At 68.3% G+C, this 25334-nt stretch carries 20 protein-coding genes; 14 read left to right on the top strand and 6 right to left on the bottom strand.

The genetic code is table 11. From position 1 onward, the window contains the following. Positions 1-87 precede the first annotated feature (87 nt). Genes Rhe02_RS17660 through Rhe02_RS17635 form a run of 6 tightly spaced genes read left to right on the top strand, consistent with a single transcriptional unit; the run spans position 88 to position 5732 of the window. Complete coding sequence (locus Rhe02_RS17660) at positions 88-618, top strand: RNA polymerase sigma factor (protein WP_203909387.1); 531 nt, start codon at positions 88-90, stop codon at positions 616-618. Then, positions 615-1445: a zf-HC2 domain-containing protein gene (locus Rhe02_RS50525; protein ID WP_275412621.1), complete on the top strand. Its 831-nt coding sequence runs from the start codon at positions 615-617 to the stop codon at positions 1443-1445. The genes Rhe02_RS17660 and Rhe02_RS50525 overlap by 4 nt, the downstream gene beginning before the upstream one ends. Beyond that, positions 1430-2236 (top strand): ABC transporter ATP-binding protein, encoded by an 807-nt coding sequence (locus Rhe02_RS17650; protein WP_203909329.1) that lies wholly within the window; start codon positions 1430-1432, stop codon positions 2234-2236. The genes Rhe02_RS50525 and Rhe02_RS17650 overlap by 16 nt, the downstream gene beginning before the upstream one ends. Further along, complete coding sequence (locus Rhe02_RS17645) at positions 2236-3621, top strand: hypothetical protein (RefSeq protein ID WP_203909328.1); 1386 nt, start codon at positions 2236-2238, stop codon at positions 3619-3621. Before Rhe02_RS17650 ends, Rhe02_RS17645 begins: the two co-directional genes overlap by 1 nt. Further along, positions 3618-4202, top strand: a complete 585-nt coding sequence (locus Rhe02_RS17640; RefSeq protein WP_203909327.1) for a hypothetical protein — start codon at positions 3618-3620, stop codon at positions 4200-4202. The genes Rhe02_RS17645 and Rhe02_RS17640 overlap by 4 nt, the downstream gene beginning before the upstream one ends. A gap of 54 nt (positions 4203-4256) precedes the next feature. Next, entirely contained in the window at positions 4257-5732 is a 1476-nt protein-coding gene (locus Rhe02_RS17635; RefSeq protein WP_203909326.1) for a pyridoxal phosphate-dependent decarboxylase family protein, read from the top strand. 37 nt (positions 5733-5769) lie between these two features. Here Rhe02_RS17635 and Rhe02_RS17630 read toward each other — a convergent pair whose 3' ends face one another. The 3 genes from Rhe02_RS17630 to Rhe02_RS17620 form a co-directional block, all read right to left on the bottom strand. Further along, positions 5770-7983 carry a beta strand repeat-containing protein gene (locus Rhe02_RS17630; RefSeq protein WP_203909325.1) on the bottom strand — a complete coding sequence of 738 codons (2214 nt, stop codon included), beginning with the start codon at positions 7981-7983 and terminating at the stop codon, positions 5770-5772. Between the two features lie 227 nt (positions 7984-8210). Then, a complete protein-coding gene (locus tag Rhe02_RS17625; RefSeq protein WP_203909324.1) occupies positions 8211-9218 on the bottom strand; it encodes a hypothetical protein in 1008 nt (335 codons plus the stop codon). Continuing rightward, positions 9215-10135 carry a transporter substrate-binding domain-containing protein gene (locus tag Rhe02_RS17620; RefSeq protein WP_203909323.1) on the bottom strand — a complete coding sequence of 307 codons (921 nt, stop codon included), beginning with the start codon at positions 10133-10135 and terminating at the stop codon, positions 9215-9217. Before Rhe02_RS17620 ends, Rhe02_RS17625 begins: the two co-directional genes overlap by 4 nt. A 151-nt stretch (positions 10136-10286) precedes the next feature. Between Rhe02_RS17620 and Rhe02_RS17615 the strand changes: the two genes are divergently transcribed. From Rhe02_RS17615 to Rhe02_RS17600, 4 genes are all read left to right on the top strand, one after another. Beyond that, positions 10287-11069 carry a hypothetical protein gene (locus Rhe02_RS17615; RefSeq protein ID WP_203909322.1) on the top strand — a complete coding sequence of 261 codons (783 nt, stop codon included), beginning with the start codon at positions 10287-10289 and terminating at the stop codon, positions 11067-11069. A gap of 88 nt (positions 11070-11157) precedes the next feature. Then, positions 11158-13155 (top strand): metallopeptidase domain-containing protein, encoded by a 1998-nt coding sequence (locus Rhe02_RS17610; RefSeq protein ID WP_203909321.1) that lies wholly within the window; start codon positions 11158-11160, stop codon positions 13153-13155. Between the two features lie 135 nt (positions 13156-13290). Then, the gene (locus tag Rhe02_RS17605) at positions 13291-15141 is read left to right on the top strand and encodes a glycoside hydrolase family 15 protein (RefSeq protein WP_239123888.1); all 1851 of its coding nucleotides are present in this window, start codon (positions 13291-13293) and stop codon (positions 15139-15141) included. Between the two features lie 147 nt (positions 15142-15288). Then, positions 15289-16521 (top strand): hypothetical protein, encoded by a 1233-nt coding sequence (locus tag Rhe02_RS17600; protein ID WP_203909320.1) that lies wholly within the window; start codon positions 15289-15291, stop codon positions 16519-16521. Between the two features lie 52 nt (positions 16522-16573). Here the strand turns inward: Rhe02_RS17600 and Rhe02_RS17595 are convergent, their stop codons facing one another. Beyond that, positions 16574-19447 (bottom strand): DUF7948 domain-containing protein, encoded by a 2874-nt coding sequence (locus Rhe02_RS17595; protein WP_203909319.1) that lies wholly within the window; start codon positions 19445-19447, stop codon positions 16574-16576. Positions 19448-19508: 61 nt separating this feature from the next. Here Rhe02_RS17595 and Rhe02_RS17590 point away from each other — a divergent pair, with 61 nt between their 5' ends. The 4 genes from Rhe02_RS17590 to Rhe02_RS17575 are packed head-to-tail and all read left to right on the top strand — an operon-like array spanning position 19509 to position 23276. After that, positions 19509-20843 (top strand): flavin-dependent oxidoreductase, encoded by a 1335-nt coding sequence (locus tag Rhe02_RS17590; protein ID WP_203909318.1) that lies wholly within the window; start codon positions 19509-19511, stop codon positions 20841-20843. Then, positions 20840-21319, top strand: coding sequence for a MarR family transcriptional regulator (locus Rhe02_RS17585; protein ID WP_203909317.1), 480 nt, complete (start codon positions 20840-20842; stop codon positions 21317-21319). Before Rhe02_RS17590 ends, Rhe02_RS17585 begins: the two co-directional genes overlap by 4 nt. Next, positions 21316-23028: a CocE/NonD family hydrolase gene (locus tag Rhe02_RS17580; protein WP_203909316.1), complete on the top strand. Its 1713-nt coding sequence runs from the start codon at positions 21316-21318 to the stop codon at positions 23026-23028. Before Rhe02_RS17585 ends, Rhe02_RS17580 begins: the two co-directional genes overlap by 4 nt. Beyond that, a complete protein-coding gene (locus tag Rhe02_RS17575; RefSeq protein ID WP_203909315.1) occupies positions 23025-23276 on the top strand; it encodes a hypothetical protein in 252 nt (83 codons plus the stop codon). Before Rhe02_RS17580 ends, Rhe02_RS17575 begins: the two co-directional genes overlap by 4 nt. A 5-nt stretch (positions 23277-23281) precedes the next feature. Here the strand turns inward: Rhe02_RS17575 and Rhe02_RS17570 are convergent, their stop codons facing one another. Further along, the gene (locus Rhe02_RS17570) at positions 23282-24373 is read right to left on the bottom strand and encodes a hypothetical protein (RefSeq protein ID WP_203909314.1); all 1092 of its coding nucleotides are present in this window, start codon (positions 24371-24373) and stop codon (positions 23282-23284) included. Then, positions 24351-25136, bottom strand: a complete 786-nt coding sequence (locus tag Rhe02_RS17565; RefSeq protein WP_203909313.1) for a C39 family peptidase — start codon at positions 25134-25136, stop codon at positions 24351-24353. Before Rhe02_RS17565 ends, Rhe02_RS17570 begins: the two co-directional genes overlap by 23 nt. Positions 25137-25334 lie beyond the last annotated feature (198 nt).

The following is a 25334-nucleotide window of genomic DNA, read 5'->3' as shown; positions in this document are numbered from 1 at the left end:
TTCCCAGGTCACCTCATGGTGAGAACCTGATCATGGTGGGCTGTCGTCTTGCTGGGTGTGACAGGCAGGATAGGCGCCGTGACCTCGATGGACGAGGAGCAGCTGGTGCGTCGCGTGGCTCGCGGCGACCGGGGTGCTTTCGATGAGCTTTACCGGCGAACGTCGCCGTGGCTGGGTACCCGGCTGCGCCGACGCTGCGCCGACGACGACCTTGTCGCCGAGGTGATGCAGGAGACGTACCTGGCGGTGTGGCGGGCGGCTGCCGCGTTCGCGGGAGCGGCCGTCGGCGGCTCCGCTGTCGGCTGGATGTGGACGATCGCCGCCCGGCGGCTGGTGGACGGGTTGCGCCGGCGGGCACGGGAAGCTCAGCCGCCCCCGGCCAGCCTGGTTTCGCGGGCCGCGCCCGCGGCCGAGGAGCAGGTGGTTGAGCCGGTGCTGGGCGACGCCATGGGTGATGCCCTGCGCAGGCTGTCGCCGGAGCTGCGCCAGGTGCTGCAGGCCATGGTGCTCGACGGTCTCACCGTGCGGGAGACGTCCGTGCTGCTGGGCCTGCCGGAAGGAACGGTGAAGACCCGCGCGCGGCGGGCCCGGATCGCGTTGCGGGAGGCGCTGTCATGAACCCTTCGGACCACCTCTCGGCGACAGCTTTGCACCACTATGTGGCGGGCGACGTCGCTGTCGCCGCGGATGTTCTCTGGGCGATCGAGGCCCACCTGGAAAACTGCGCACCCTGCAGGGCGCGCCTCGGCGACACCGTGATCCGGCAAAGCCCGAAGACGGTGTCGTTGCTGGCCCGCGTGGAAACAGATCTGGCGGTCTCGTTGGCCCGAAGCCCGCAGATGCCCGTCGCGAGGCGGCACCGCCGGGTGGGCCGGTGGGCGCCGCCGGGCCTGTGGCCGCGACTGGCGATGACGGTGCTCGTGGTCGCGGCCGCGCTGGGGCTGGACCTGGCCGGTGGCGCTCGCGTGTGGCCGTCGCTGGTGCTGCTGGTGGCACCGGTGGCGCCGCTGCTGGGGGTGGCCGCGCTCTGGTCGGCCGGGCTGGACCCGGCGCACGAGCTGGTGGTGGCCAGCCCCCGGGCGGGCCTGTATATGGTGCTGCGCCGCACGCTCGCGGTGCTGGTGGTGATCGTCCCGGCGCTGGCCGTGGCCGGTTGGCTGACGGGCGCGTCACCGGCGGCATGGCTGTTGCCGTGTCTGGCGTTCACGGCTGGCGCTCTTGCCCTGGGCGAGCTGATCGGGCTGCGCTGGGCGGCAGCGGCGCTCGGCTTGGCGTGGACAGCCGCGGTGATCACCCCGAGTCTGCTGACCCTTCGCGTCCCCTTGCTGTTGCAACCGGTCAGCCTGCCCTACTGGGCAGCGCTGATCGCCATGATCGCGGTCGCGCTGGTGGTGCGCCGCGATGCCTACACCGGATTGAGGAGCACCCCATGGTTCGTGCGGTGAGCACTGCCGAGACCGCGCCGACTACCTACGGCTGGACTATTCAGGCCGAAGCGCTGCGGGTCCGTGCCGGGCGGAGGATGGCGGTCGACGGGCTCGATCTTTCGGTGGATGCCGGGGTGCACGGCCTGCTCGGCCCCAATGGAGCGGGCAAGACCACGCTGATGCGCTCGATCGCCACCGTGCTGCGCCCGGCCGGCGGAACATTGACACTGCTGGGGGAAAAGGTCAGCGGACGCCTCGACCTGCGTGGCATACGCCGCCAGATCGGCTATCTGCCACAGGAGTTCGGCTTCTACCGCCGCTTCACCGTGCGGGAGTTCATCGAATACATCGCCTGGCTCAAGGAGATGCCCGCCGCCGAGATCCCCGGCGCGGTGCAGCGCGCGATCGAACGGGTCGGGCTGACCGACCGGGCGCAGGACCGGATGAAGACTCTCTCCGGTGGCATGGTGCGCCGGGTCGGGATAGCCCAGGCCATCGTCAACGACCCGGCCATCCTGCTGCTGGACGAACCCACCGCCGGCCTGGACCCCGAGCAGCGCATGCAATTCAGGGCGCTGCTTCGTGAACTTGGCACCGACACCTGCGTGGTGGTCTCCACCCACCTGGTGGAGGACGTCGCGGCCGCCTGCACCGATGTGGTGCTCATCGACAACGGGCGGCTGGTGTTTCAAGGCGTGCCCGCCGACCTGTCGGCCGCCGCGGGCGATGAGGCCGGCGACGGGGACAGCGCAGCCGAACGCGGGTACTCGGCCATTCTGCGCCGCCACCGCGACAAGCAGGTGAAGTGATGGGCGGCCGGATTCTGCGCATAGAGCTGCTCCGCTCGGTGGCCCCGCTGGCCGCGTTGCTGATAGCGGCGGCGGGCCTGTTCGTCATCTACGCCGGCAACCTGCCGGAGGCGTCATGGATGGACCTGGTGGTAAGGCAGCGCACGCTCCTCGTGCTGATTCTGCCGCTGGCGCTGGGCGCCGGTGCCTGGCAAGGCATCCGCGAGCGACGCTCCAAAGTGGAGGAACTGTTCCACACCACGCCACGGCCCCGCTGGCGGCGCGTCCTGCCGACCGCGGGGGCGATGGCGATCGCCGCGGTCGCCACCTACCTGGTCACGCTCGCCGGCGCCACCGGCCACCTCCAACACGCCAATGGCTACCTGCCGGCTTCGGCGGGCCCGCTGATCGCGATCGGAGCGCTGTCCATGGTCGCCGCGGTCTGGGTCGGCCTGGCCGTGGGCGCGCTGCTGCCCTCGCCGCTGACCTCACCGATGGTCGTGGTCGCCGGGTTCGTGGCGCTGACCCTGGTGCCAAACATGATCCATCCAACGGGCCCGGGTTCACCCGGGAGTCCGGGCGGCTATCTGTTCTTTCCCAATTTGCAGGTACCAGACCTGAATGAGGGCAAGGTGGATACCGGTGCCGCGTTGCACATGCTCACCGGCCGAGCCAACCTGGCCCAGGCGCTGTGGCTGCTGGCGCTTGCCGTCGCCGGGCTGGCCCTGCACGCCGCCGCCCGGCCCGCCACGAGGCTTGCCGCGCTGCTGCCGATCGCGCTCGGCGCGGTGGTCGCGGTGGCGCTCCTGCCCGCCAACCTCGCCGCCGCCTGGGTCGACAACCCGCACGCCACCGAGCTGACCTGCACCACCGACCAGCCTCGGATCTGCATTCCGCGGGCACAGTCCCACATGCTTGACAAACTGCGCGATCCGGCCGGGCAAGCACTGTCCATTCTGGACTCAAAGCTGCCTTCGGCGCCCGTCGCGGTGACGGTGCAGATCGACGAACGTGCCGACGACACCCGGCCGGCGGCCGACACCCTGCTGCTGCGCCTGGAGCTCAACGCCTCCGACGCCGCGCTGACCCGCGACAGGCTGCTGGCCCGGATGCTCGAAGGTGGTGGGGTTCCGCTCTGTTTGAGCCTGATGGGCCGGGAGCCGACATCGGAAACGACGACGCGGTACATGGCCGCACGCCTGGCCGTCGTGGGATGGCTGCTCGACCGCGAGCCGCCGCAAAGAGGTGGCCCCGAAGGGGCTCTGGCGATAGCTGCCCTCGGCGCTCTGCGAGCCTTGCCCGCCGACCAGCAGCGCGCCCGGGTGACCGCCCTGCGCGACGCCGAGCGCGGCTGCCTCACGGGCGACCGGCTGGATCTGCTCACGGGTTCTGGTACCAACGGATGAGAGCACTGGCCCTTTACCTTCGCTCGCGGGCGGTGCCCGCCACGGTCGCGGTGGTGCTCGGCTGCGCGGTGGCGCTGTGGGCGCTCGGCCGGACAGTCGACCATCCCCTGGCCCGTGCCCTCGCCGCCATTCTGATCACCTTGGCCGCCACCACCGCCATCAGCCACGGGCTGGCCGGGCCAGACCACGATCTGGACACCACCGCCGCCATCGCCTGGCCGCCCCGACGCGCAGCCCACATCATCGTGGCCGGCGCCGCGGTCCTCGGGCTGCTCGCCGCGGCCGCGCTCGCGGGCGAGCCGATGACCAGCATCGGTCAGCTCCTGCGCAACGTGGCCGGGCTGACCGGATTGGTGGCGTTCGGGGCGGTCGTCCTCGGCGCGGCCAGAGCACCGCTCATCCCGGTGCTCTGGACCCTGCTGGTGCTGGGGTCGGTGCCGGAACCGCCCGCGCGGCCCACGTACAAAGTGATATTCACATGGATGGTTCAGCCCACTGACAACCGGACAGCCATGCTCGCAGCTACAGCCATCGCCGTAAGTGGAATCCTCGGCTATGCCATGCTGGGCAGCCGACGCTAAGTCGCACAGGGCTGGACACCTGCGCCCGGAAACGGATCGGCGTAAGCTCATATCATGATCAACAACCTTGATCCAGGCTCGGCGAGGATTCGCGACATGGGCGCCGCTGCGGTGCAATGGATGGCGGCCCACGAAGACGGCCTGCGTGATCTGCCGGTGGCCCCGCAGGTCAGCGCCGCAAGGCTTGCCGAACAGCTCACCGAGCCGCTACCGCGCGCCGGACGCGACTTCGCGACTCTGCTGGCCACCTTCGACGAAGTGATCGCCGCCGGCAGCCGCCACAACGGACATCCTCGGTTCTTCGGCTACGTCTCCGCGCCCGGCACCGCCATCGCCTCGATCGCCGATCTGCTGGCGTCAGCGCTCAACGCCAACCTGCCCGCGTGGCGTTCGGCGCCCGCACCGACCGAGCTCGAACATGTCACCATCGATTGGATCAAACAGGCGATCGGACTGGATCCAGCCGCGGGCGGGTTGCTGCTCAGCGGCGGATCCATGGCCAACCTGTGCGCGCTGGTCGCCGCGCGGCATCGCCGGTGCGGCGACACCGTGGCCCAGCATGGAATCACCGCCCAGTCCCGGCCGCTGACGGTCTATGTTTCGGCCGATGCCCATCATTCGATTCACAAGGCGGCGGCGCTGATCGGCATCGGCAGAGCCAACGTGCGGCAGGTGGCGCTGGATTCTTTGCTGCGCATGGACGTCGCCGACCTGACCCGCCAGATCGACGCCGACCGCGCCGCCGGCGCCGATCCGCTGTGCGTGGTGGCGACCGCCGGCACCGTCGTCACCGGCGCGGTCGACCCCCTCGCGGCGATCGCGGCGATCGCCCGCGATCAGGGGATGTGGATGCATGTGGACGCGTGCTACGGCGGGTTCGCCCGGCTGGCGCCTTCGGCCGCGCCGCTCTTCGACGGGATCGAGCAGGCCGACTCGGTGGCGCTCGATCCCCACAAATGGCTCTATCTTCCGGCCGATTGCGGCTGCCTGATCTATCGCGATCCCGGCGCGGTGGCCGGCGCCTTCACCCTCGGCACCGCCGACTACGTCAGGATCATGCAGGACGATGCCGCGGAAGCATTTGCTTTTTGGGAGTACGGGCCGGAGCTGTCGCGGCGTTTCCGCGCGCTCAAGGTCTGGATGACCATCGCTCATGTGGGTGCCGACGGGCTCGCCGAGGCCATTGACTCCAATATGGACTGTGCTCGGTATCTCGCGGAGCTGGTCGACCAGAGCGAAGACCTCGAGATGGTTGCGCCGGTGGGTCTGTCCATCTTCTGTCTGCGGTACCTGCCACAAGCGATGCGCAGCAAGGATTTGTCAACGGAGCAAGAGCTTGAGCTCGACCGGATCAACGAGCAAATCATGCTGCAGGTTCAGCGCGACGGCAGCTCCTATCTGAGCAACGCCACGGTCGCGGGCCGGTTCGCGCTTCGCGGTTGTGTCCTGAACTACCGGACGACCCGCAAAGACATGGAAGTCTTGCTGCACGATGTGCGGCGGGCAGCGGCTCACCTCGGCTACCGCTGATGCGATTGGCAGCGGTGGCCGAGGTGAGCGGCTAGGGCTACGCGAGGGCCTCGAAAGCGCCCACGTCGTAGTCGTTTCCACCGGCCGGCGCCACATCGATGACCGCCGTGTCGTCGATGTCGGTGGCGTGGCCGCTGAGCAGGTTGCAGCGGTCAAGGCTGGAAGCACCCGCGACCGGCATGTAGTCGGTGCGCGTCGTCGCGGTGAAGGTGATGACCGCGACCAGCAGGCCCGGGAAGTCGGCGGCGACAGCGCCGATGTTGCAGTTGCCCGCTGGAGTCGCCACCAGGGTAAGGGTGCCGGTCGTGGTCAGCACCCGGCTGGTGGTCGCGGTGGCGGTGTCGTCGGTGTCGAGCAGCGCCTCCGTCTGATCGGCGGAGGTCACCCCGACCAGGGTGATCGACGACGTGTCGTGGCCGGTGACCAGAGCCTCGCCGCCGAAGGTCGTCTCGGTGTTCAAGATGATCAAAGCCGCCTTGACGCTGACCACCGCGTCACCGAACGCGATGATGACGGCCGCGTTGGCCGCGCTGTTGCCGATGAATCCGGTCTGCACCGCGGTGAAGTCGCCGCCGCCGGTGTAGACCGCGCCGCCGGTGGTGCCGGCCGTGTTGTCGCGGAACTCGTTGCAGTAGTGCTCCTTGGTGAAGGTGGCAGGCCCGCACGCGAGGTTCTCGGTGATCGTGACCGAGCCGGTGGCGCCCAGGTACAGGCCGCCGCCTTCGGTTCCCGAGGTGTTGTCCACGATGTGCACGGTGTCCAATGTGGAGGTGTTGACGGTGTAGATGCCGCCGCCGAAGGTGCCGGCCGTGTTCCCCGAAATCTCGACCGCCTCCGTCCCGCTACCGTCCGCGTCGAGGGTGGCGGTGTTGAAAACGCCCACGCCGCCACCGAATCCGGTCGCGGTGTTGCCACGGATGGCTGCGCCCGCGTTGAGGTCGGCCAGCGCGCCGCTCGTGACCAGGACACCGGCCCCGTTGCTCGTGGTGGTGTTGGCCGTGACCACGCCACCGCTGTCGACACGCAGGGTGGTTCCGGCGCCGAGGCCGTACATGCCTGCACCGAAGCCGCCGCTGTTGGCGTTGACCGTGCCGCCCGAACCGACCGTCACGGTCGACCCGCCCTGGGCGAAGATGCCGGCACCGAGGTTGGCGGTGTTTGCCTTGGCGGTGAAGCCGACATAGGTCGCCCCGCCGGTCACCGACAGCGTCGACCCGGTGTCGACAAAAGCGCCACCACCGCGGGAAACCGCGTCGTTGTCGATGATATCGGCGTTGTTGGACAGAACCGCGGTCGCGTTGTTGATGGCGTACAAGCCGCCGCCACTGCCCGAGGCCGTGTTCAGCTCGACGTTGGTCAGGTCGTCGATCGTCACGGCGCCGTCGTCGACGTAGATGCCGCCACCGGACACCGCGGTGTTGTTCTCGATCTGCGCATCGTTGATCGTTGTCAGCGAAGCCGTGGCGTCGCTGACCCGGACGCCGCCGCCGCCGACCGTGGCCGAAGGATTGTTGCCGTTGCGCACGATCGCATCGTCGAGGGTCACATTCGCGCTGCCCGACACGAACAGGGTGCCTTCGGCCGAGTTGCCGCCCTCGATGGTGATCCGGTCGAAGCGCACGACGGCGGTGCCGAACACCTCCATCACCGCGTCGACGGTCGAGCCCGCGTTGCGCTGCAGGACGACGTCGGTCGAGGCTCCACCGACCGTGGCCACGCAGGCAGAAGTACCCTTAACAAGATTTAAATTCTTCGAGATGTTGAAGTCGACATTCGCCGTCGTGGCCACGTAGGTGCCGGGCGCGATAAAGATCGTCGAACCGGCCGCGGCCGAGGCGATGGCGTCCTCGATGGTGTTGTAGGTGCAGCTGACCCCGTTGTCACCGGCGATCGGGACGTTGATGCCCGCCCGGCCCGCGGGTGCGGCGGGCGCGGCCAGCCCAGCGCCCTCACCGGCCGTTTCCACGGCCTTGGTGTCGCGCACCGCCGGGGTTTGCGGCACCAGCGGTTTGCCTACGCTGCGGTCCTTGGTCGCGGCGCGATCGGCGGCGTTGTTGTCGGCGGCCGCCTTCTCGTGGCGGTCCGGCCCGGCCAGCGGCGTGGCCGCGGCGAGGGTGCCCAGGCCGTCGCCACTGTCCGCGGCGACGACCGCGCCGCCCGGGGCTGCGCCGGCGGCCGGCACCCCGATCGGCAAGGCGGCCACCATCGCGATCACTACCAGAGCTGTTCGGAATCTTGTACCTTTGCGCATCGTCGGATCCCTTCGCCTGTCGATGATCCAGCGGTGCTCATAGACGAACACCGACGCCCACCGTCGTCGACGGGGTCACGGTCGCGTCACGGTTGGCTCTCGGCCGCTCCCGCGCAGCCAGTTTGGCGCGGACCTCAGCCCGCCTCATGACGGCTCGGATGCTCAAAGATCGCCAGCGCCGATCGACCCTTCGAACGGCACCGGATCACTGCAAACCCCAAAGGCTGCTACGTCGTGGCCGACTTTGCTATGCGGCACAGCGGATCTACCTGTACCCGGGGGCGCACCTGCCGGCCGACCGCGGTCAGGATCGAATCTTCGACGTGATAGCCACGCAGCCGGATGGCAGTGGTGGGCAGCTCCTCCGGCGTGGCGCACAGCACGGTCGGCCCGACGTCATCGAGCGGCAGGTAACGCACCCCGCCCTGCTCCTGAAGGATCACCAGGTGCAGATCGTCCACGCTCACCACGTGCCCTCGGATGAACTCGGGCCGCTCAACCGGCCTCCCCTTCAGCTCGATGACGACCAGCGGCAGGATGGGAGTCCGGACGGCATAGAAGAAGCCCGCGGTGGCGATCCCGATGACCGCGAGCAACGCGATCGGTGAGAAGGTGCGGGCGAACCAGCCAGGGATCGGGCCGGCGACGCCCAGCGCAATCAGAGGTGGAAGAACAAGCAGCCAAGCCACCAAATATTCGCTACCGCGCCAGGCCTGCATCACGGCCGGACCGATCAGCCAGCCGTAACCGCCCAGGGCCGCCAAACAGAACCCGGCCGCCAGCCAGCGCGGCGGCAGCCGCCATGGCGAGAACTGGAACGCCGCCATCGCCGCCGGCAGCAGGAGGGGAAGGTAAACGATCCGCCAGGTCAAGATCGCCATTAGGTAGGCCGCCGCCATGAACCACACCGGCGTGGCCACGAACACCCTTGCCAACACTGGCGGCCGAAGGCGCAGCGAGCTTGCTGAAGGCGCGGCCTCGACCGCCGCCCGCAGAATGCCCCCGGCGCTGAACAACGCGATCAACACCACGGTGGCGACCTGAGTGACGGTGGCGAACAGCGCGGCAACGAGATTCAGCGGGCTCACATTGGACACCAGCAACAGTGTTATCTGGAGATCGCCGCCCGACTCCACCCAGAGCCGCAGCACCGATAGCGCGGCCGGCAGGCCCACCACGAGACTCCAGAACGCCGCCTTATGATCTGTGCGCCTTGGCAGAGCCTCCTGCGTCATCTCGGCTGCGCTTTGGAATCGTAGTCGACAAGAACCGGCGGTTTGTCGACCCTCGGCTGTGATCGGTACTTGGCTTCCAGGTGCGGTCCGATGGTGCGGTCATAGGCGCGCATCCAGGGACTGGGCTGCGGTCCGATGAGCCAGCGATTGAGGAAGTAGGCGACCAGGTCGCGTAGCGCGGTGTCACCCTGCGGCACGGCGACGCCTATCCGCTCCTCGGCGTCGGACACGAGCAGTTTGAGGATCTCGAACTTGTCCGGGTCTCGCGCCAGGACACTCGCCAGAACCTGCAGGTCGCTGCTGTAAGCGTCATACTTGTTCGACGTCATTCCGTCTATACACATCAGGCCGTCGTTGACCAGCTCCGGCTTGATTCCCTTGGCCTCCAGCGCTTTCGCCGAGGTGCTCGAAATGCCGACACAGGTCTTGAAGTCCGGCGCCTTGAGATCGGCAATGCTCTCCACCCGTTTGGTCCGCTGTTTGTGTACCAGAATCGCCTGCGGCATAACCAGATAAGGTCCCGCGAAATCCACCGGGCGATCGGGTGCCATGGTCAGGCTGGCCACCACGATGTCCGCCTGGTTCGCCTGCAGCACATGCATTCTGCTTTGGACATCGGTCACCGGCACCCAGTCAATCTTTTCCTCGGTGAAACCCAGGTCCGAGGCGATACCCCGGGCGAGTTCGACCTCGAACCCGCTGCGGATACCCGTGCTCGGGTCGCGGTAGCTGAGAAACGGCAATGTTTCCCGCACTCCGATCCGGAGCCTGACCTTGTCGCGCAGGGTCGGCGACTTCGCGCGCAACGACTGCACCGACTCCTTCGGATCCTTGTTCTCCACACACGCGGCCGCTGCGCCGGTGATGAGAAATGCGCCAATGCACAACACGGTTAGAGCGTCGCGAAGTTTCGACACGCCACGAAATGTACCAACATCATCAACTGATTAGCCAGATGAACTAACTCGATCCGGGTAGACCGATGAGTCATGTCGCAGCTTGCGATCGCCTGGGATACTTCTACTCTGGTTGATCCCGGAATCCTGGGAGTCCTTTGTGCATAAAGCAATGAGGATCGCAGTAGCGCTGTTCAAATACGGATTCGGCGGTGCGATCCTGATCCTGATCGCCGTTTACCTCTGCGGCGCGTTTCTCACGCGGGAGATCGGCGTCGAGAAGTACGAGAAGGAGTTCCTGGCCGCCACCCTCTTCTGGCTCGTCGGCCTGGCGCTGGCACAGGCAGCGAGCGCGGCGGCAGGCAAACGGTCGCTCGCCGCCGCGCAGGCCGACCTGGCCACGTTGGCACGCGTGGCAGCTGAGGCCGGGACAGCGCCCGAAGTGCGCTTCTACGAAGGCGACGAGGTGTACGAAGCCACCCGCCGCGCGGTCAGTCAGGCCCGCAAGCGGGTTTGGGTGACCTATCTACGCGGGGAAGGCCCGGCTCGCTCCGCGGCGGCCGAAAAGCACTTCCAGGCGTGCCGCGAATGGGCCATGCGGTTTCCTGGACGCAGCTTTCGCCGCATCATCCTCTACTGCGACACCCCCGCGATGAGCGACTTCTACGCCATGGAGCTGCGGACAGCGTTGGAGGCCGACGACCGTAAGCGCAGTTACCACGTGCGGTTGCTCGACGGATCCGTGCATGCCACCGAAGCGTTCAGCGTGGGGATCTACGACGATGTGGTGATCTTCACCCACAACGACGGCCCCGACCACGTCTTCGCCTTCAGCATTCGCAGCGAGAAGCTGGCCAACCAACACATTCGCGAGTACTACAACCGGTTGTGGAACCTGGAGGTGACCCGGCCCATCCAGGAGGTCTTCTCCGCCGACGACTACGCACGCCGCTAATCCGCCGGGCGCACCCCTTCCGATCGGCGCGCGTATCCTCTATCTTCAATGCCACGGGCATACTCGCACTCTGTTGTGGAGGTGTCCCGTGACCTTTTTCGTGCGGCTTCTCGCCGTCCTACTCGCGACCAGCTCCTTTTTCGTGGTGCCGCCCGCCACTTCCGGCGGTGCCGTTGGGGCGCTGGCGATCGACGATCCCCTTGACCCGCAACGCTGGCAGGACCAGCAGGACATGACCTGGGCCGACTACCGGCCCGTTCCCGGCGCCACCTGGGCCGACCCCGCGCGCGTGCCCACCCAGCGCAGGCTGAAGATCGCTTTGGTCGCGGTGGACTTCAGCGACCAGGCCTTCGTCATCACCCAGCCCAAGCAGGGCGATCCGTTCGGCAACCCCCAGATCGATCCGATCGCGCGGGCTAATGTCGCCCAGTTCTACGCCAGCTTCTGGGGCACCCCAAGCACTCTGAACCACGGGCACACCGTCAACGAGTACTGGATGGAGCAGACCAACGGCCGCATCGGCGTCACCTTCACGCCTTTCGGCCCCTACCGGATGCCCCGCCCGCTCTACGAATACGGCCTCAACGACATCGGTGGCCAGCAGGCCAACTGCCCGGCCGGCCACACCTGCAACGGGTCGCTCGAGCCCGACGCCGACGCGCTGTGGCGAGCCGCCGCGGGCAGCAACATCGCCGCGCAGTTCGACCTGGTGCTGCGCATCTACGCCGGCTATGACGAGACGTCGGTGTGGCAGGAGTTCGGCGAGATGAAGTTCCAGACCAGGGAAAGCGTTCCCGACTCGTGGGGCCCGCCGGACCCGAACCTGCCCAACTGGGCGCCCACCCGGTACGTGCCGTGGACCTCGTGGCGAGCCGGAGCCCAGCTGTGGGGCAGCTCCAGCATGCGGCAGGGGGAAAGCTCGGGAACCATCACCCACGAGATCGTGCACACCTTCGGCATCGCGGACAACAACAACAATCCCTACGCCCAGCCCTACCATCGCGTGGGATCCGGGCCGTGGGACGTGATGGACCGCGGCTCGTTCAACGGCCCCGGCGGCCCGCACATGCGCTGGGTGGTCCCGGCCACCATGGGCGCGGCCATGCCGGCCGGGCAAACGTTGCGCAGCAAGACAAAGCTGGGTCACATCGCCGAGGCGCAGGTGCTGCGGATCTCCCGCGACGCGCTGGCCTCCACCGGAATGATCGTGGCCACGGTGAAGGCCCGCTCGGCCATTCCTAACCCGACAGATCTGCAGGGCATGCGGGTCGAGCTGAGCCAGGACCGGACGCCGGCCTGCAGCACCAACACCAATCCGCTCTGCGCGGGCAGCTCGGTCTACAACTTCTACTCCGTCGAAACCGTGCAAAGGATCGGCGCGGACTCCTTCACCCCGGACAATGGAGTTCTCCTCGCCAAGAACAAGAACGCGGAAACCAGCACCTGTGGGTACCTGTGCTTCACCTGGGTCATCGATGCCAACCCGCAGGACATCAACCGGGTCGACTTCACGCGGCCCGACGGCACCCCGGTCATGCGCTCCATCGCCGACTACCGCCAGCTCAACGATGCGCTCTTCCACGCCGGCACCAACTCGGGCAGCCAGTACGAGTTCGTCGACAGCGCTAACCGGCTGCACTTCTACATCCTGTCGCGTTCCACCGACGCCAATGGCGTGCTGTCCTACCGGATGGGCGTTCGCTCGCTCGACGGGCGCGGCCCGCAGCCGCGCGGGGTCTCGCTGACCGCCGGCCAGCCCAGCGGCCCGGCCACTCCCGGCGCCACGTGCACCTTCCCCTTGCGCAACACGGGAACCGCGGCCGGAAACGGGTCCGGTCACCCGGAGAACGTACAGGCCTATCTCAACTCCGATGTCTACCGGCTCACCGCGTCGGTGACCGGAACCGGCTATCGAGTGGTGCTGCCCAACGCGTTGGCCAGCGCTTCGTTCGGGAACACCACCAACGTCACGGTCAACGTGGCCGCCGCGACTGGGGCCGCCGCGACTGGCACGGTCACGCTGCGCGCGACGTCGGAAAGTGACCCGTCCAAGACCGCCACGGCAACCTGCGCGGTCACCCGGTAACCGGTAACCGCATCGAGGCGATTGACGCCCAACGGCCATTGATGACCGATTGCTGCCTGATATCGCCTCGGTGCGGCCGCGCAACCTGCCGCGTTCCCGCACCGGGGCGCCCGAGTGCCACCTAGCCTGAAGTGCGTGACCGAAATTCGGCTCGCCCCGCGCCTCTCGGGGGCGCCGATCGCCGATCATGCGCTTTTGTCCGACTGCCATTGCGCCGCTCTGGTCACCATCGACGGCTCGGTGGACTGGCTGTGCTTTCCCCGTTTCGACAGCCCTTCGGTTTTCGGCCGGCTGCTCGATGCCGACGCGGGGCACTGGTCGATCCGGCCGGCGGATCACTACACGGTCAGCCGGCGCTACCTTGACCGCACCCTGGTCCTGGAGACCACGTTCAGCTGCCCGGCGGGGACGGTCGTGCTCACCGACGCGCTGGCGATGGGCCCGGACAACCGCGGCCACGCCCTCGGCAAGGGTGCCCCCAGGCTGATGATCCGCTCAGTGACCTGCACCGAGGGGACCGTGCCGGTCGAGGTGTCCTACGCCCCGCGCCCGGAGTACGGGTTGCTCCGCCCGCTGCTGTCCACGGTGGACGGTGGGGTGACGGCCCGCGGCGGTGCCGAGTGGCTCGTGTTCTCGGCACCGGTGTCGATGGACATCGCAGGCTCCACCGCCACCGCACACCTGCCGATGTCGGCCGGCCAAACCCACTACTTCGCGCTGCATCGCTCCACATTGGAGGAGGAGCCGGCCTGGATCTGGTCGCAGGCCCAGCTCGCCGACCGGCTGGACGCGACCGTCGAGGCCTGGGAGTCGTGGTCCGAAATGCATCAGCACTATCAAGGCCCGTGGCGGGAGCTGGTCCACCACAGCGGCCGGGTGTTGCAGGGCTTGACGTTCCAGCCGAGCGGCGCGATCGTCGCCGCCGCGACGACATCGCTGCCGGAGGCCATCGGCGGCGAACGCAACTGGGACTACCGTTTCTCGTGGGTGCGCGATGCCAGCTTCACCATGGAGGCGCTGTGGGTAGCCGCCTGCCCGGACGAGGCGAGCGACTTCTTCGAGTTCATGACCACCGCGGCCGCGGGCTCGATCGGCCCCGGCACGCCGCTGCAGATCATGTTCGGGGTGGGCGGCGAGCACGACCTCAGTGAGCGGACCCTGCCACACCTGGCCGGCTGGCGCGACAGCCGCCCGGTGCGGGTCGGCAACGGCGCCTGGGTCCAGCAGCAGATCGACGTGTACGGAGAGCTGCTCGGCGCGGCCCACCGGCTGGCCGATCAGATCACCGAGGTCGACGACGAGACGCTCGCTTTCCTGACTGCGCTTGCGGAAAGCGCCGCGCAGCGGTGGCGGGAGCCCGATCAGGGCATCTGGGAGGTACGCGGGGAGCCCCGCCATTTCCTCTACTCGAAGGTGATGTGCTGGATGGCCCTGGACCGCGCGATCAAACTGGCCGGCGCGCTGCGCGCGGGCCACCGGGTCGATGCCTGGCGGCAGATCCGCGACGAGATCTGGCAGACCGTCATCAGCGAAGGCTGGAATGACAAGGCGGGCGCCTTCACCCAGTACTACGGATCGTCCGATCTGGACGCCGCGAACCTGATGATGCCGATCGTCGGATTCCTGCCCGCCGACGACCCCCGCATGCTGGCCACCATCGACGCGATCGCCGACCGCCTTACCGACGACCGCGGCCTGGTCTACCGGTACAGCACCGAGGCCGGGGTGGACGGCCTGGCCGGCACCGAGGGCGCCTTCCTGCTGTGCACCTTCTGGCTGGCGCAGGCACTGGCCATGGCCGGGCAGGTCAGCCGCGCCCGCGCGGTGTTCGAGCGGGCCGCCGCCTACACCAACGATGTCGGCCTGCTCGCCGAGGAGGTCGACACCGAGTCCGGCGAGCTGCTCGGCAACTTCCCGCAGGCGCTGAGCCACATCGGCCTGATCAACGCCGCCTGGGCCATCAGCCAAGCCGACTCGACAGCCTGACCCCGACGCCGTAGCGGCGTCGCCGTGGCGCGGCCGACCTGCCCCCAGGGTCGTATTGCGGCGCCTGACGTAAGACCCAGGGGTTAGGCGCGAAGTCCGATCGCTGCCGGACGCGCGCAGGTACCCTTGCCGCCGACCATTTCTGCTATGTCCATCTTCGATTGGCGACGCGCCGCTCTCGCGTCACTCGTGGCCATGAGCCTGGTCGGCCTGGCCACCACCCCGGCACTCGCGGGCGAGAAGCCCACCCCCATCAGCGATGACCTTCCCGACGGCGCGAAGCTCATCATCGCGCAAGCCCCACTGGTCGACCTGGCGCAGGCGGTCAGCGAGGTGGACCCCGAGCGGGCGAATCTTGGCGGCATTCAGCTGGAGGTGGAACGGCGGGCCGTGCACATCTACTGGAAGGGCGACGTTCCCGACGACGTCTACCGGCTGGTCGAGCAAGCCCGTGGCAACGGCATCGACGCGACCATCGAGGAGGCTCGCTATGCCGGTGTCGAAATGACCAAGGCGCAGACCGAGGTCATGGACAAACGCGACGCCTATAGGGGTCTGACCAGTGTGGGGCCGATGCCCGACGGCAGTGGCCTGCGGGTCGGCGCGCGCGATCCGGAGGCGTTGCGGAGCGAGACCTTCCCGCTCGAAGTCACCGTCGTGCAGGAGGACGAGATCGTTCCGACGGCGGGCCGGCAGGACGACACCCGTCCGTTCTGGACCGGCGGCGCGGCCCGGCGCGGGTCGGCGTTCTGCAGCACCGGCTTTGCGGTGGCCCACTACACCTGGTGGGGTGCGGAGATCGATCGCGGCCTGCTCACCGCCGAGCACTGCGCGCCGGGCGGCAACGCGACCTATCTCACCGGATCCTTCAAGCCGCTGGGCACCTCCGGCCCGTCCGGCCCCAGCTTCCTGGCGCCCTTCTCCGACACGCAGTTCATCAAAACCTCCTCCGCGCCAAGGGCTTTCACCGGCGGCACGAGCAGCACCGGCAGCCGCGCCGTGGCCGGCTGGACCCCGGTCTGGCCCGGGATGGTGGTCTGCACCTCGGGCGCCTCCACCGGTGAACACTGCACCAACCTCGTCTACGCCGTCGGCGTCTTCGCCATCACCGGCTCGGGCCTGGTGCTGGGAATGGACTACGCCTTCGACTTCAGCGGTGGCGCGGCCTCGGGGACAGGCGACAGCGGCGGCCCGGTCTACACGCTGGCCTGGTGGGACCCGACCCGCAAGGTGCTCGCCGCCGGAATGATCGACAACGGTCTGTTCGGTGTCACCTGCCCGCCGGGCTCCAGAACCACGGCCTGCTTCCGCAACGTGGGATTCGTCGACATCCACTACGCGCTCCTGGCCCAGAACGCGGGGCTGCTCATCTCGCCCTAGCCGCACACAAACAAAGGGGGCTCCCTCCACTATGGAGGGAGCCCCCTTTCAGCTAGTTCTTGAGCTCGAATCGCCTTGCCTGCGACCAGGTTCCGGGCGCACCGCCGCTGGCGTTGGCGCGCACCCGCCACCACATCCGCTGCGTGGGAAGCCCACTCGCCGTGTGCTGTGACACGACGACGGTGAGATCGAGGGTGAGCGGTGAACCGAAAGTGTCGCTGTCATCGATCTGGATGGTGTAGCTGGCCGCTCCGGTGACGTCGGCCCAGTCGAAGGCGACCACCGCGCCGGGGGCGAAGCGGGCATCACTGGCCGGACTGAGCAGTGCCGGTGCGGGCAGCGGTCCCCCCGGCGGGGGCGACGGCGAAGGCGAGGGAGGCGGCGCGGCCTGCACCGTGATGGTGCGAACCTGGGACCACGGCCCCGGGGTGCCGGCCGGGTTCACCGCCCGTGCCCGCCAGAACCAGGTGCCCGCGGGCAGCGCGCTGGTGGTGAAGGCGGAGCCGGTGGTGCTGGCGGTGAGAATCAGCGGCGCGCCGAAGGCGGAGATCTCATCGACCTCGATGGTGTAGGACGCTGCCCCGGTGACGTCGGTCCAGTCGAAAGTCACCGGCTGGGCGAGGGTGGCACCGTCGGCCGGAGCCAGAAGTGTTGGCGCGGCAGGAATCGGCGGCGGTGGCGGAGGCGGCGGAGGCGCACCCGGGCCGACGGCGAGCTTGGCCACCCACGCGTCGGCGCCGAAGATGAACGAGTCGCCGCTGTAGACCCGGTCGAAGGCCCCGGCGGTGGTCGGGAAGTCGGCCGAGCGGGTGCTCCCGGTCATATAGACGTTGCCGGCCGGGTCGAGCGCCAGGTCGGCGATGCCCTCGTTGTCGGTGCCGCCGAGGAAGGTGGCATAGACCAGAGCCGTGCCGGTGGGGTTCAGCTTGGCCAGGTAGGCGTCCGTGGTCCCGCCGCTGAATTGACTGTCCCAGGCGTCGGGGGTGAGGAAGGCCGACGGACCCGCGCCACCGCCCAGCCAAACGCTGCCATCGGCGGTGATGGCGCCCAATCCCGCGCCAGCGCCGCGCAGGAACGTCGAATAGATCAGCGCCGAGCCGGCCGGGTTCAGCTTCGCGGCGAACGATTCGCTTGTCCCGTCGAAGACCGGGTCGAAGGTGCCTGGTGTGGTGGGGAATGCCGGGGACATCGTGCCACCGCTGAGGTAGGTGTTGCCGGCCGCATCGAGGATGACCTCGCCGACGCTGTCCTGCTTGTTCCCGCCCAGGAAGGTGGAATACACCAGCGCCGAGCCCGCAGGGTTCAGCTTGGTGACAAACCCTTCAAACAAATCAAGAAAATCCCCTCCACTGTGTACCGGTTGCAGCGACCCAGGCGTCGTCGGGTAATCCGCCGACCGGGTGGCGCCGCCGATCACCGCGTTGCCGGCCGAGTCGACGTCGATCCCCCCGGGCAGCTCGTTGTCCGCCCCGCCCAGCCGGGTCGAGTAGACCAGCGCCGAGCCGGTCGCGTTGAACTTGGCCACGAACGCGTCGTAGCCACCGTTGGCCGTGGTGTCGAACGCGCCCGCGGTCATCGGGAAGTTGCTCGACACCGTCTGCCCGGCCACGTAGGCCTGGCCGCTGCCGTCGATCGCCAGGGACAGGATGTCGTCGATGTCGAACCCGCCGAGGAACGTCGAATAGACCAGCGCCGAGCCGGTCGGGTTCAGCTTGGTGACGAAGGCGTCGTACTGGTCGATGCCGCACCGCGGGCAGGTGTCCACATTGAACGTTCGGTCGAAGGCGCCGCCTGTGGTCGGGAAGTTCGACGACTTCGTCTGTCCGGCCACGTAGGCGTTGCCTGCCGCGTCGATCGCGAGGTCGCGGCCCCACTCGAAGTTGGTTCCGCCCAGGAAGGTCGAGTAGACCAGCGCCGTACCCGCCGGATTGAGCTTGGAAATGAACGCGTCCAGGTCATTGGAAGCCGACCCGGTGCGGTCGAACGCGCCAGGCGTCGTCGGGAACGTCGGGGATTGGGTGAAGCCGGTGACGTAGGCGTTGCCCGCCGCGTCGACCTCGATCGCCGCGCCGGACTGGTTGCCGAAGCCGCCGAGGAACGTGGAGTACTCCAGACCCGGGTCGATGACCAGCTCCCGCGCCGGGTCGTAGCCGTCGACCGCGAAGCCGTAGGACTGTTCGCCCGCAAGCAGATAACGGCTCGACACCGGGATCCGCTTGCCCTCGATCACCTGGTACGACACTGGCGGCGTATCGCGCAGAGCGCCGATCGCCGTGTCAACCACGAGCCCTCCCCCGGTCTCGTCGACCGTCAGGCCTTCGGCGCCGCGATAGGCCAGCCTGATGTCGTCGACACCCGCGCCGGGCGCGACCCGGAACTCGTACTTCAATACGCCGTCAGTTCCGGTGACGGCCATGTCCACGCCCGGCCACAGGTCCTGGTAGACGATCTCGCCGAAGGTCGGCAGCCCGGCCGGAGAACCCGGGCGCAGATAGCTGGCCAGGCCGGGCGCCTGGTTTGCCGCCGCGACCGCGACGTCCGGGTTGGCGCCGACGAAGTCCAGGCACAGGTTGACCCCGGTCGCGCCGTCGCGCTGCAGCAACGACATCACCAGCGAATCGGGCGTGAAGAAGAACCCGTAACGGGAGCCGTGGGCCAGATAGCGCACCCGGGCGTCGGCCTGACCTCGATTCTGCACAAAGGTCAGCGGCAGGCGGGCGTAGGCGTCCGCTGCCCGATATTGGCGCTGCCGCAACGACTCCGCGTCGTCCGGCGCCACGGCGACCTGCACCATGGCGGCGACACCGATCAATGCCGCGACCGCGCCGACGGCGATGGTCAAGCGGCCTCGGTCCATGCCCAAGAAACGTCCCATGCCCAACAGCACGGCGAGGACATCCAGACAGTTCACTGCCGGTCTTGACACGCAACCTATGTTTGCTTCAAAACTATGTGGATAACTCGCCGGGCCGGTTGATGGAGTCGACATGACGATCGTGATCGTGGGCGCGGGGATAGGTGGCCTCGCCGCCGCCCTGAGCCTGCACGAAGCCGGATTCCGTGACGTTCGCATCTTCGAGCGGGTCGCGCAGCTGCGGCCGCTCGGGGTCGGGATCAACCTGCTGCCGCACGCGGTCCGCGAGCTGACCGAGCTGCGCCTGGGCGACCGGATGGCCGGGGCCGGGGTAGCTCCCGGCACACTGTCCTATTTCAACCGTTTCGGCCAGCAGATCTGGAGCGAGCCACGCGGGCTCGCGGCCGGCTACCGATGGCCCCAGCTGTCCATGTATCGCGGACGCCTACAGGCCGAACTCCTCCAAGCCGTCCAGGAACGCCTGGGCGAACAAGCCGTGCAAACAGGCCACCGCCTCATCGCCGTGGAGCAACGCGGCGCGACCGGCAAAAGCCCGGCCGGGACAGCCGTCGCGCCCGGGCCTGACACGGCCCAGAGTGACAGCTCGGCCAACCACAGCGGCGCGGCCGAGGGGGCGGTGGCTCGGTTTGCCACGGCTGAGGGTGAGGTGGGGGTGGAGGCCGAGCTGGTGGTCGGGGCCGACGGCATCCATTCGGCGCTGCGCCGCCAGCACTATCCGGACGAGGGCCAGCCGATCTGGAACGGCCTGACCCTGTGGCGGGGCACCGCGACTGTCCCCGCCTACCTGGACGGCAAAACCATGATCATGGCGGGCGATGGGTGGCAGAAGTTCGTCGCCTACCCGGTCGGCCCGCCCGGCCGCGACGGACGCGCGCTGATCAACTTTATCGCCGAACGGCGGCAGGCGGACGCGGACGGCGACACCGTCGACTGGAACCGCAGCGTTGACCCGGCACCGATAGTGGACCTGTTCGCCGACTGGCGCTTCGACTGGCTGGACGTGCCAGCCCTCATCGCCGCCGCCCCGGAGATCCTGGAATATCCCATGGTGGACCGCGATCCGTTGCCGCAGTGGACCTTCGGCCGCTGCACGCTGCTAGGCGACGCGGCTCATCCCATGTACCCCAACGGCTCCAACGGTGCCTCCCAAGCGATCCTCGACGCGCGCACCCTCGCCTACCACCTCGCGACAGCGCCCACGATCGATGCCGGGTTGCAGGCCTACGAAGCCGACCGGCGGCCCGCCACCACGGCGCTGGTGCTCAGCAACCGGCGGCAGGGTCCCGAGCAGGTGATGGTGCTGGCCCACGAACGCGCGCCGCGGGGTTTCCGCGACATCGACGAGGTGTTCGCCCCCGGCGAGCTGGCCGAGATCGCGGCCGGTTACAAGCGGGCAGCCGGCTTTCACCCCGACGCACTCAACACCCGCGCCTCACTGACCCCGTGAGCGCGCTCGATCCGGCCGGGCTGGCGGCGGTCATCTCGCCGTTGAGGCGTGCGCTGCTTGCCGCGGCCCGGGCGGCCGAACACCTTCCGGAGATCCCCGACGCACAGATCGAAATCATCCGGGCCCTCCCCCGGGGCACGGTCGCGGCGCCCGGCGAATTGGCGCAGCGGCTGGGTTTGAGCCGTTCGACGGTGAGCAACCTGCTGCGGGCGATGGAGGCCAACGGGTTGATCGCCCGCCAGCAGCGCCGCGATGACCGGCGGCAGGTCGCCGTGCTGGCCTCCGCGCGAGCCTTGGACCTGTTCGGCCGCTTCGATCGCGCCAGCGCCCGGCTCGTCGCCGACGCCGCCGCCACACTGTCCACACCGGACCATCATGCCCTCGCCGCCGCACTTCCCGCGCTGCAACGGTTGTGTGACGCTGTCAACGCGCAGCGGCTCATCGCCGGTACCACCAAATCGGAGGAAGAGAAATGAGCACCTTTCGGCAGCGGATGTCGCGTTGGCTGCAGGCCCGGATGATCCGAGGGCTGACGCCGGGGCCTTACGACTTCACCCTTCGCAAGAACCTGGCCGTGCCCATGGACGACGGCGTCGAGCTGCTCGCCGATCTGCGCACCCCGGTGGGTGAGGTGAACCCGCCGCTGCCGACCATTGTCATGCGCTCGCCCTACGGGCGGCGCGGCCTGACCACCCAGGCCTCCGCGCTGGCCCGAGAGGGGTTCACGGTGCTGGTGCAGAGCTGCCGCGGCACCTGGGGATCGGCCGGGGTCTTCACGCCGCAGCTCGACGAGCAACGCGATGGCATCGCCACGCATCGGTGGGTACGCCGCCAGCCATGGTTCACCGGATCGCTTGCCACCTATGGGCAAAGCTACCTCGGCTACACCCAATGGGCGGTGGCCGGGCGGCTGCAGCGCGAGGATCCCGGCACCGCACCCGATGCGCTGTGCCTCATCACCACGATGCCCGACTTCGGCGCGATCACTTGGGACAATGGGGCTTTCTCGCTGCGCAACGCGCTCGGCTGGACCCAGATGATGGACCGGATGCACCGCCGGGCCATGGTGCCGCTGATCCTGTCTCAGTTGCGGCCCGATCCCAAGCTGGAAAAGGCTTTCGGCGTGTTGCCGCTGCGCGGCGGGGACACCGCCGCGGCGGGCCACCCGGTCGGCTGGTATCAGGATTGGCTGGCGCACGAGAAGCTCACCGACGAGTATTGGACCCAGCAGTCGCACACCGCCTCGGTTTCCGACGTCACCGCCCCGATCTACATGATTTCCGGCTGGTACGACATCTTCCTGCCCTGGCAACTGCGTGACTACGCCCAGCTGGCCGCCGCCGGGCGCCCGCCGCGGCTGACGATCGGGCCGTGGGGTCACGTGTCGGCGGGCATGGGCGCGCCCGCAGTTTCCGAAAGCGTGGCGTTCCTCAAGGAACATCTCGTGGGCGCGAAAAGCAACCGGGTCGCGCCGGTGCGCGCCTTCCTCACCGGCGCAGAACAATGGCACGACCTTCCGGCGTGGCCGCCACCGGGCTCGCAGGCCCAGCCGTGGCACCTGCACGCGTCGGGTCTGCTCGATCCCGCGGCCGCCGAAGGCGGGGTCACCCGCTATTCCTACGATCCCGGCGACCCCACCCCGGCCGTGGGCGGGCCGAGCCTGCGGCCCCATTCGGGTCCGGTCGACAATGTCGCCCATGAGCGGCGCGACGACGTCGCCGTGTTCCGGAGCGAGCCGCTCGCGGCGGCCACGGTGGTCGCCGGGGAACCGGTCGCCCGCATCAGGTTTCGCTCGTCGCGGCCAAGCGCCGACCTGTTCGTACGGCTCTGCGACGTGCACCCGGACGGGCGGTCGATGACCGTCTGCGACGGAATCCGGCGCATCGGCAGCATCGCGACGGCCGCGACCGATCCGCAGCCCGACGCCGAGGGTTTCCGTGAGATCGAGGTGCGGCTCTGGCCCACCTTCCACCGCTTCGACGCCGGTCACCGCATCGGTGTGCAGGTCAGCTCGGGTGCGCATCCGCGTTACGCGCGCAACCCGGGCAGCGGTGAGCCGTCGGCCACCGCGGCCACCTTGCTCCGCGCCGACCAGGAGATCTCGCACGCCACCGCCGCGCCTTCCCGAATCGACCTGCCGGTGTGGGTGCCGGACGGGTATGCGTCAGTCATAGTGGAGGAATGACGGCTACTGATAGCTCAGATCAGTACAAAGAGGTCCCTCCGAGCGAGGCGCCCAAGCTGGTCCCGTGGACAGAGGACAGCAACTACCTGTCCCCGGGCGGTTTCGTGGCCGGCGTCTCGGCCTTCGCCGATGCGGCGACCAGTTCCCATCGCAGCCGGGGTGCTGTGATCTTCACCCGGATCGTCGTCGTGGTCATGCTGATTTCCGTTCTCGCCGCCTCGGTGTGGCGCATGGGCGGCGGATTCTGACCCGATCAGGGTGGGCAGTGCAGGCGTGGTGCGGAGGGGGTAGCTATCCGCGCCACCCGCTGCTGCTGTGCGGTGACGATCCAATCGGCCGAGCCGGTCACGGTACCCGCCACATCGAAGGCGGCCCCGGTGCTCAGGTCGAGGACGGAGGAGGCGGTGCCGCCGTACCACAGCAGAAATCCCCCGGCGAGGTGAAGAAACTGGAAGGCGTGGTGACGGTCGGCAACAGTGAAGCTCTTGCGCTGCTGCGTGCCGAAGTGCCACACGTCAAGACGGGAAAGATCCTGGCTGCTCCACGCCAGGTAGTCGGGCGATCCGCTCAGATAGGCCACGGAAGCGGGATGGCGAAGCGGTTCAGGCAATTCGACGCTGCGCAGTGTCTTCGCGTCGACCGCGTGCAGGGTGTAGCTCATCGCCGAATCCACCTTGGCCCACAACAGATATGGACCCGCGAAGACCGGCGAGCTGAGCCGCCCGGTGTCCAGCGTCGTGACACCCCGAGCAGCAAGATCAAAAGATTTCAGTTCTGATTCCACGGTACCGGCAGAGCCGCGCACCGGTTGCGCCCACGCGACGATGCCGTGCGCCAGCGCCGGAAGCGGCTGCTGCCCGGCAACGTAACCGCCATCGGGCCCCGCAGAGGTGGCCACCACCAATCTGTCCCCGGTGTCCTGATTGAACGCGTGCACACTCCAGTCGGACAGATTGGTCTTCGAGTTCAGCTGCTCCCACACGATCCACGGCGACTCGGCGGCCATCGCGCCCAGCCCGGACACGCCGGGCGCGTAGTCGCCGATGGTGGTGAGCTTGCCCGATCGGGGATCCAGCGCGCCCACCCCGCGGCCGGCGCTGGAATGGAACTGTCCAAACACGACCTCGCCCGCGACCGCGTGCACCCCGAAGGTCAGGCCTTGCGATGTCGTGGTGGCCACCGCTTGCGCCGCCCATTGGGCCGGCTCGGGTCCGAAGCACACCTGCTGGCTCAGGCCTTCCGGCGCGGGGTCGGGCGCCGGCGGGGCGGAGCAGCCGGTGCCCCACCCCGTCAGCGCGACGACGGCCAGCGCGGCCAGGTATTTACCAGATGTAGCCCGCGCCACCGAGAATGACTCCCATCGTATTCATGTCGAACCATGAGTAGGCGGGCACCGAACTCCACACCGTGGTGGCCGGGTCGGCGTACCAGACCTGGCTCGGGCTGGTGTTGTAGCCCCCGATTTCGATCCAGTGCCCGATCTCCTGGCTGACCGGATGACCCACCAGATGCGGGCCGTAGGGCACCTCCCAGGCCAGCCCCGCGATCGGCGAGCTGACGCCCACGTCGGAGACAAGGTTGTTGTAGAACGTGGTCCGCTGCTGCTGGGTCGGCGGATCCGACAGCCACGCCATCCCGTAGAAGGACCACCCGAAGTCGGGGATGCCGACGAAGTTGTTGAGCCCGTTGGTTTCCATCGACCAGCTGGTGCCGCCCGCGCCGGGCGTGCCCATGTAGTTGGCCACCGTCCACTGATCGAGGTTGTACGGGCTGGATCCCGGCACGGTGGCGGAGAACATGGAAACCACCGCGGGGCCGCAGAAGTAGTTGGTGACCTGGCCGTAGTGGTACATCCAGCTGATCTGCCCGGACGCGTTGGTGGAGAACCCCGCGCACGGCACTGCCGCGCGTTTGATCTCACCCTTGCGGAACATCTCTTCCTTGCGGGCCTGGTGCGCCGCTGAGTCCGCGAGCTGCGCCGCGGTGGGCCGGTCGGCGGCGAAAAGGTCGTGCGCCGCCTTGTAGCTGGAGACCGCAGCCACGACAGCATCGCTGAGCGGGGTGGTCTTTTCCCCCTTGCCGAAGTTCAAGTCATGTGGCGCAAGCAAGTTTGCGCAGACATCCTTGTCGGGCTTGGCGAACGCAGCCGCCGGCGGTGCCCCCAACAGGATGACCGAGCCGGCTACGAGGCCGGCCAACAATTGTGCAACTGCTGATCTGGCTGAACGCATCACCAGGCGAGTGTGCGGCCTGGATAGTGATGAACGCAGATTTCTTGCGATGATTGTGCGGGGTTGCAAGAAAGG

It is taken from the genome of Rhizocola hellebori, assembly GCF_016862955.1.
In the GTDB taxonomy this organism is placed as follows: Bacteria; Actinomycetota; Actinomycetes; order Mycobacteriales; family Micromonosporaceae; genus Rhizocola; species Rhizocola hellebori.
This window is presented reverse-complemented; position numbering and strand designations above follow the sequence as displayed.

Bases quoted from the DNA above. Each gene is read 5' to 3' on its own strand.
- Rhe02_RS17660 (WP_203909387.1), top strand. From the start codon at position 88: ATGGACGAGGAGCAGCTGGTGCGTCGCGTGGCTCGCGGCGACCGGGGT.
- Rhe02_RS50525 (WP_275412621.1), top strand. From the start codon at position 615: ATGAACCCTTCGGACCACCTCTCGGCGACAGCTTTGCACCACTATGTG.
- Rhe02_RS17650 (WP_203909329.1), top strand. From the start codon at position 1,430: ATGGTTCGTGCGGTGAGCACTGCCGAGACCGCGCCGACTACCTACGGC.
- Rhe02_RS17645 (WP_203909328.1), top strand. From the start codon at position 2,236: ATGGGCGGCCGGATTCTGCGCATAGAGCTGCTCCGCTCGGTGGCCCCG.
- Rhe02_RS17640 (WP_203909327.1), top strand. From the start codon at position 3,618: ATGAGAGCACTGGCCCTTTACCTTCGCTCGCGGGCGGTGCCCGCCACG.
- Rhe02_RS17635 (WP_203909326.1), top strand. From the start codon at position 4,257: ATGATCAACAACCTTGATCCAGGCTCGGCGAGGATTCGCGACATGGGC.
- Rhe02_RS17630 (WP_203909325.1), bottom strand. From the start codon at position 7,983: ATGCGCAAAGGTACAAGATTCCGAACAGCTCTGGTAGTGATCGCGATG.
- Rhe02_RS17625 (WP_203909324.1), bottom strand. From the start codon at position 9,218: ATGACGCAGGAGGCTCTGCCAAGGCGCACAGATCATAAGGCGGCGTTC.
- Rhe02_RS17615 (WP_203909322.1), top strand. From the start codon at position 10,287: ATGAGGATCGCAGTAGCGCTGTTCAAATACGGATTCGGCGGTGCGATC.
- Rhe02_RS17600 (WP_203909320.1), top strand. From the start codon at position 15,289: ATGTCCATCTTCGATTGGCGACGCGCCGCTCTCGCGTCACTCGTGGCC.
- Rhe02_RS17590 (WP_203909318.1), top strand. From the start codon at position 19,509: ATGACGATCGTGATCGTGGGCGCGGGGATAGGTGGCCTCGCCGCCGCC.
- Rhe02_RS17580 (WP_203909316.1), top strand. From the start codon at position 21,316: ATGAGCACCTTTCGGCAGCGGATGTCGCGTTGGCTGCAGGCCCGGATG.
- Rhe02_RS17575 (WP_203909315.1), top strand. From the start codon at position 23,025: ATGACGGCTACTGATAGCTCAGATCAGTACAAAGAGGTCCCTCCGAGC.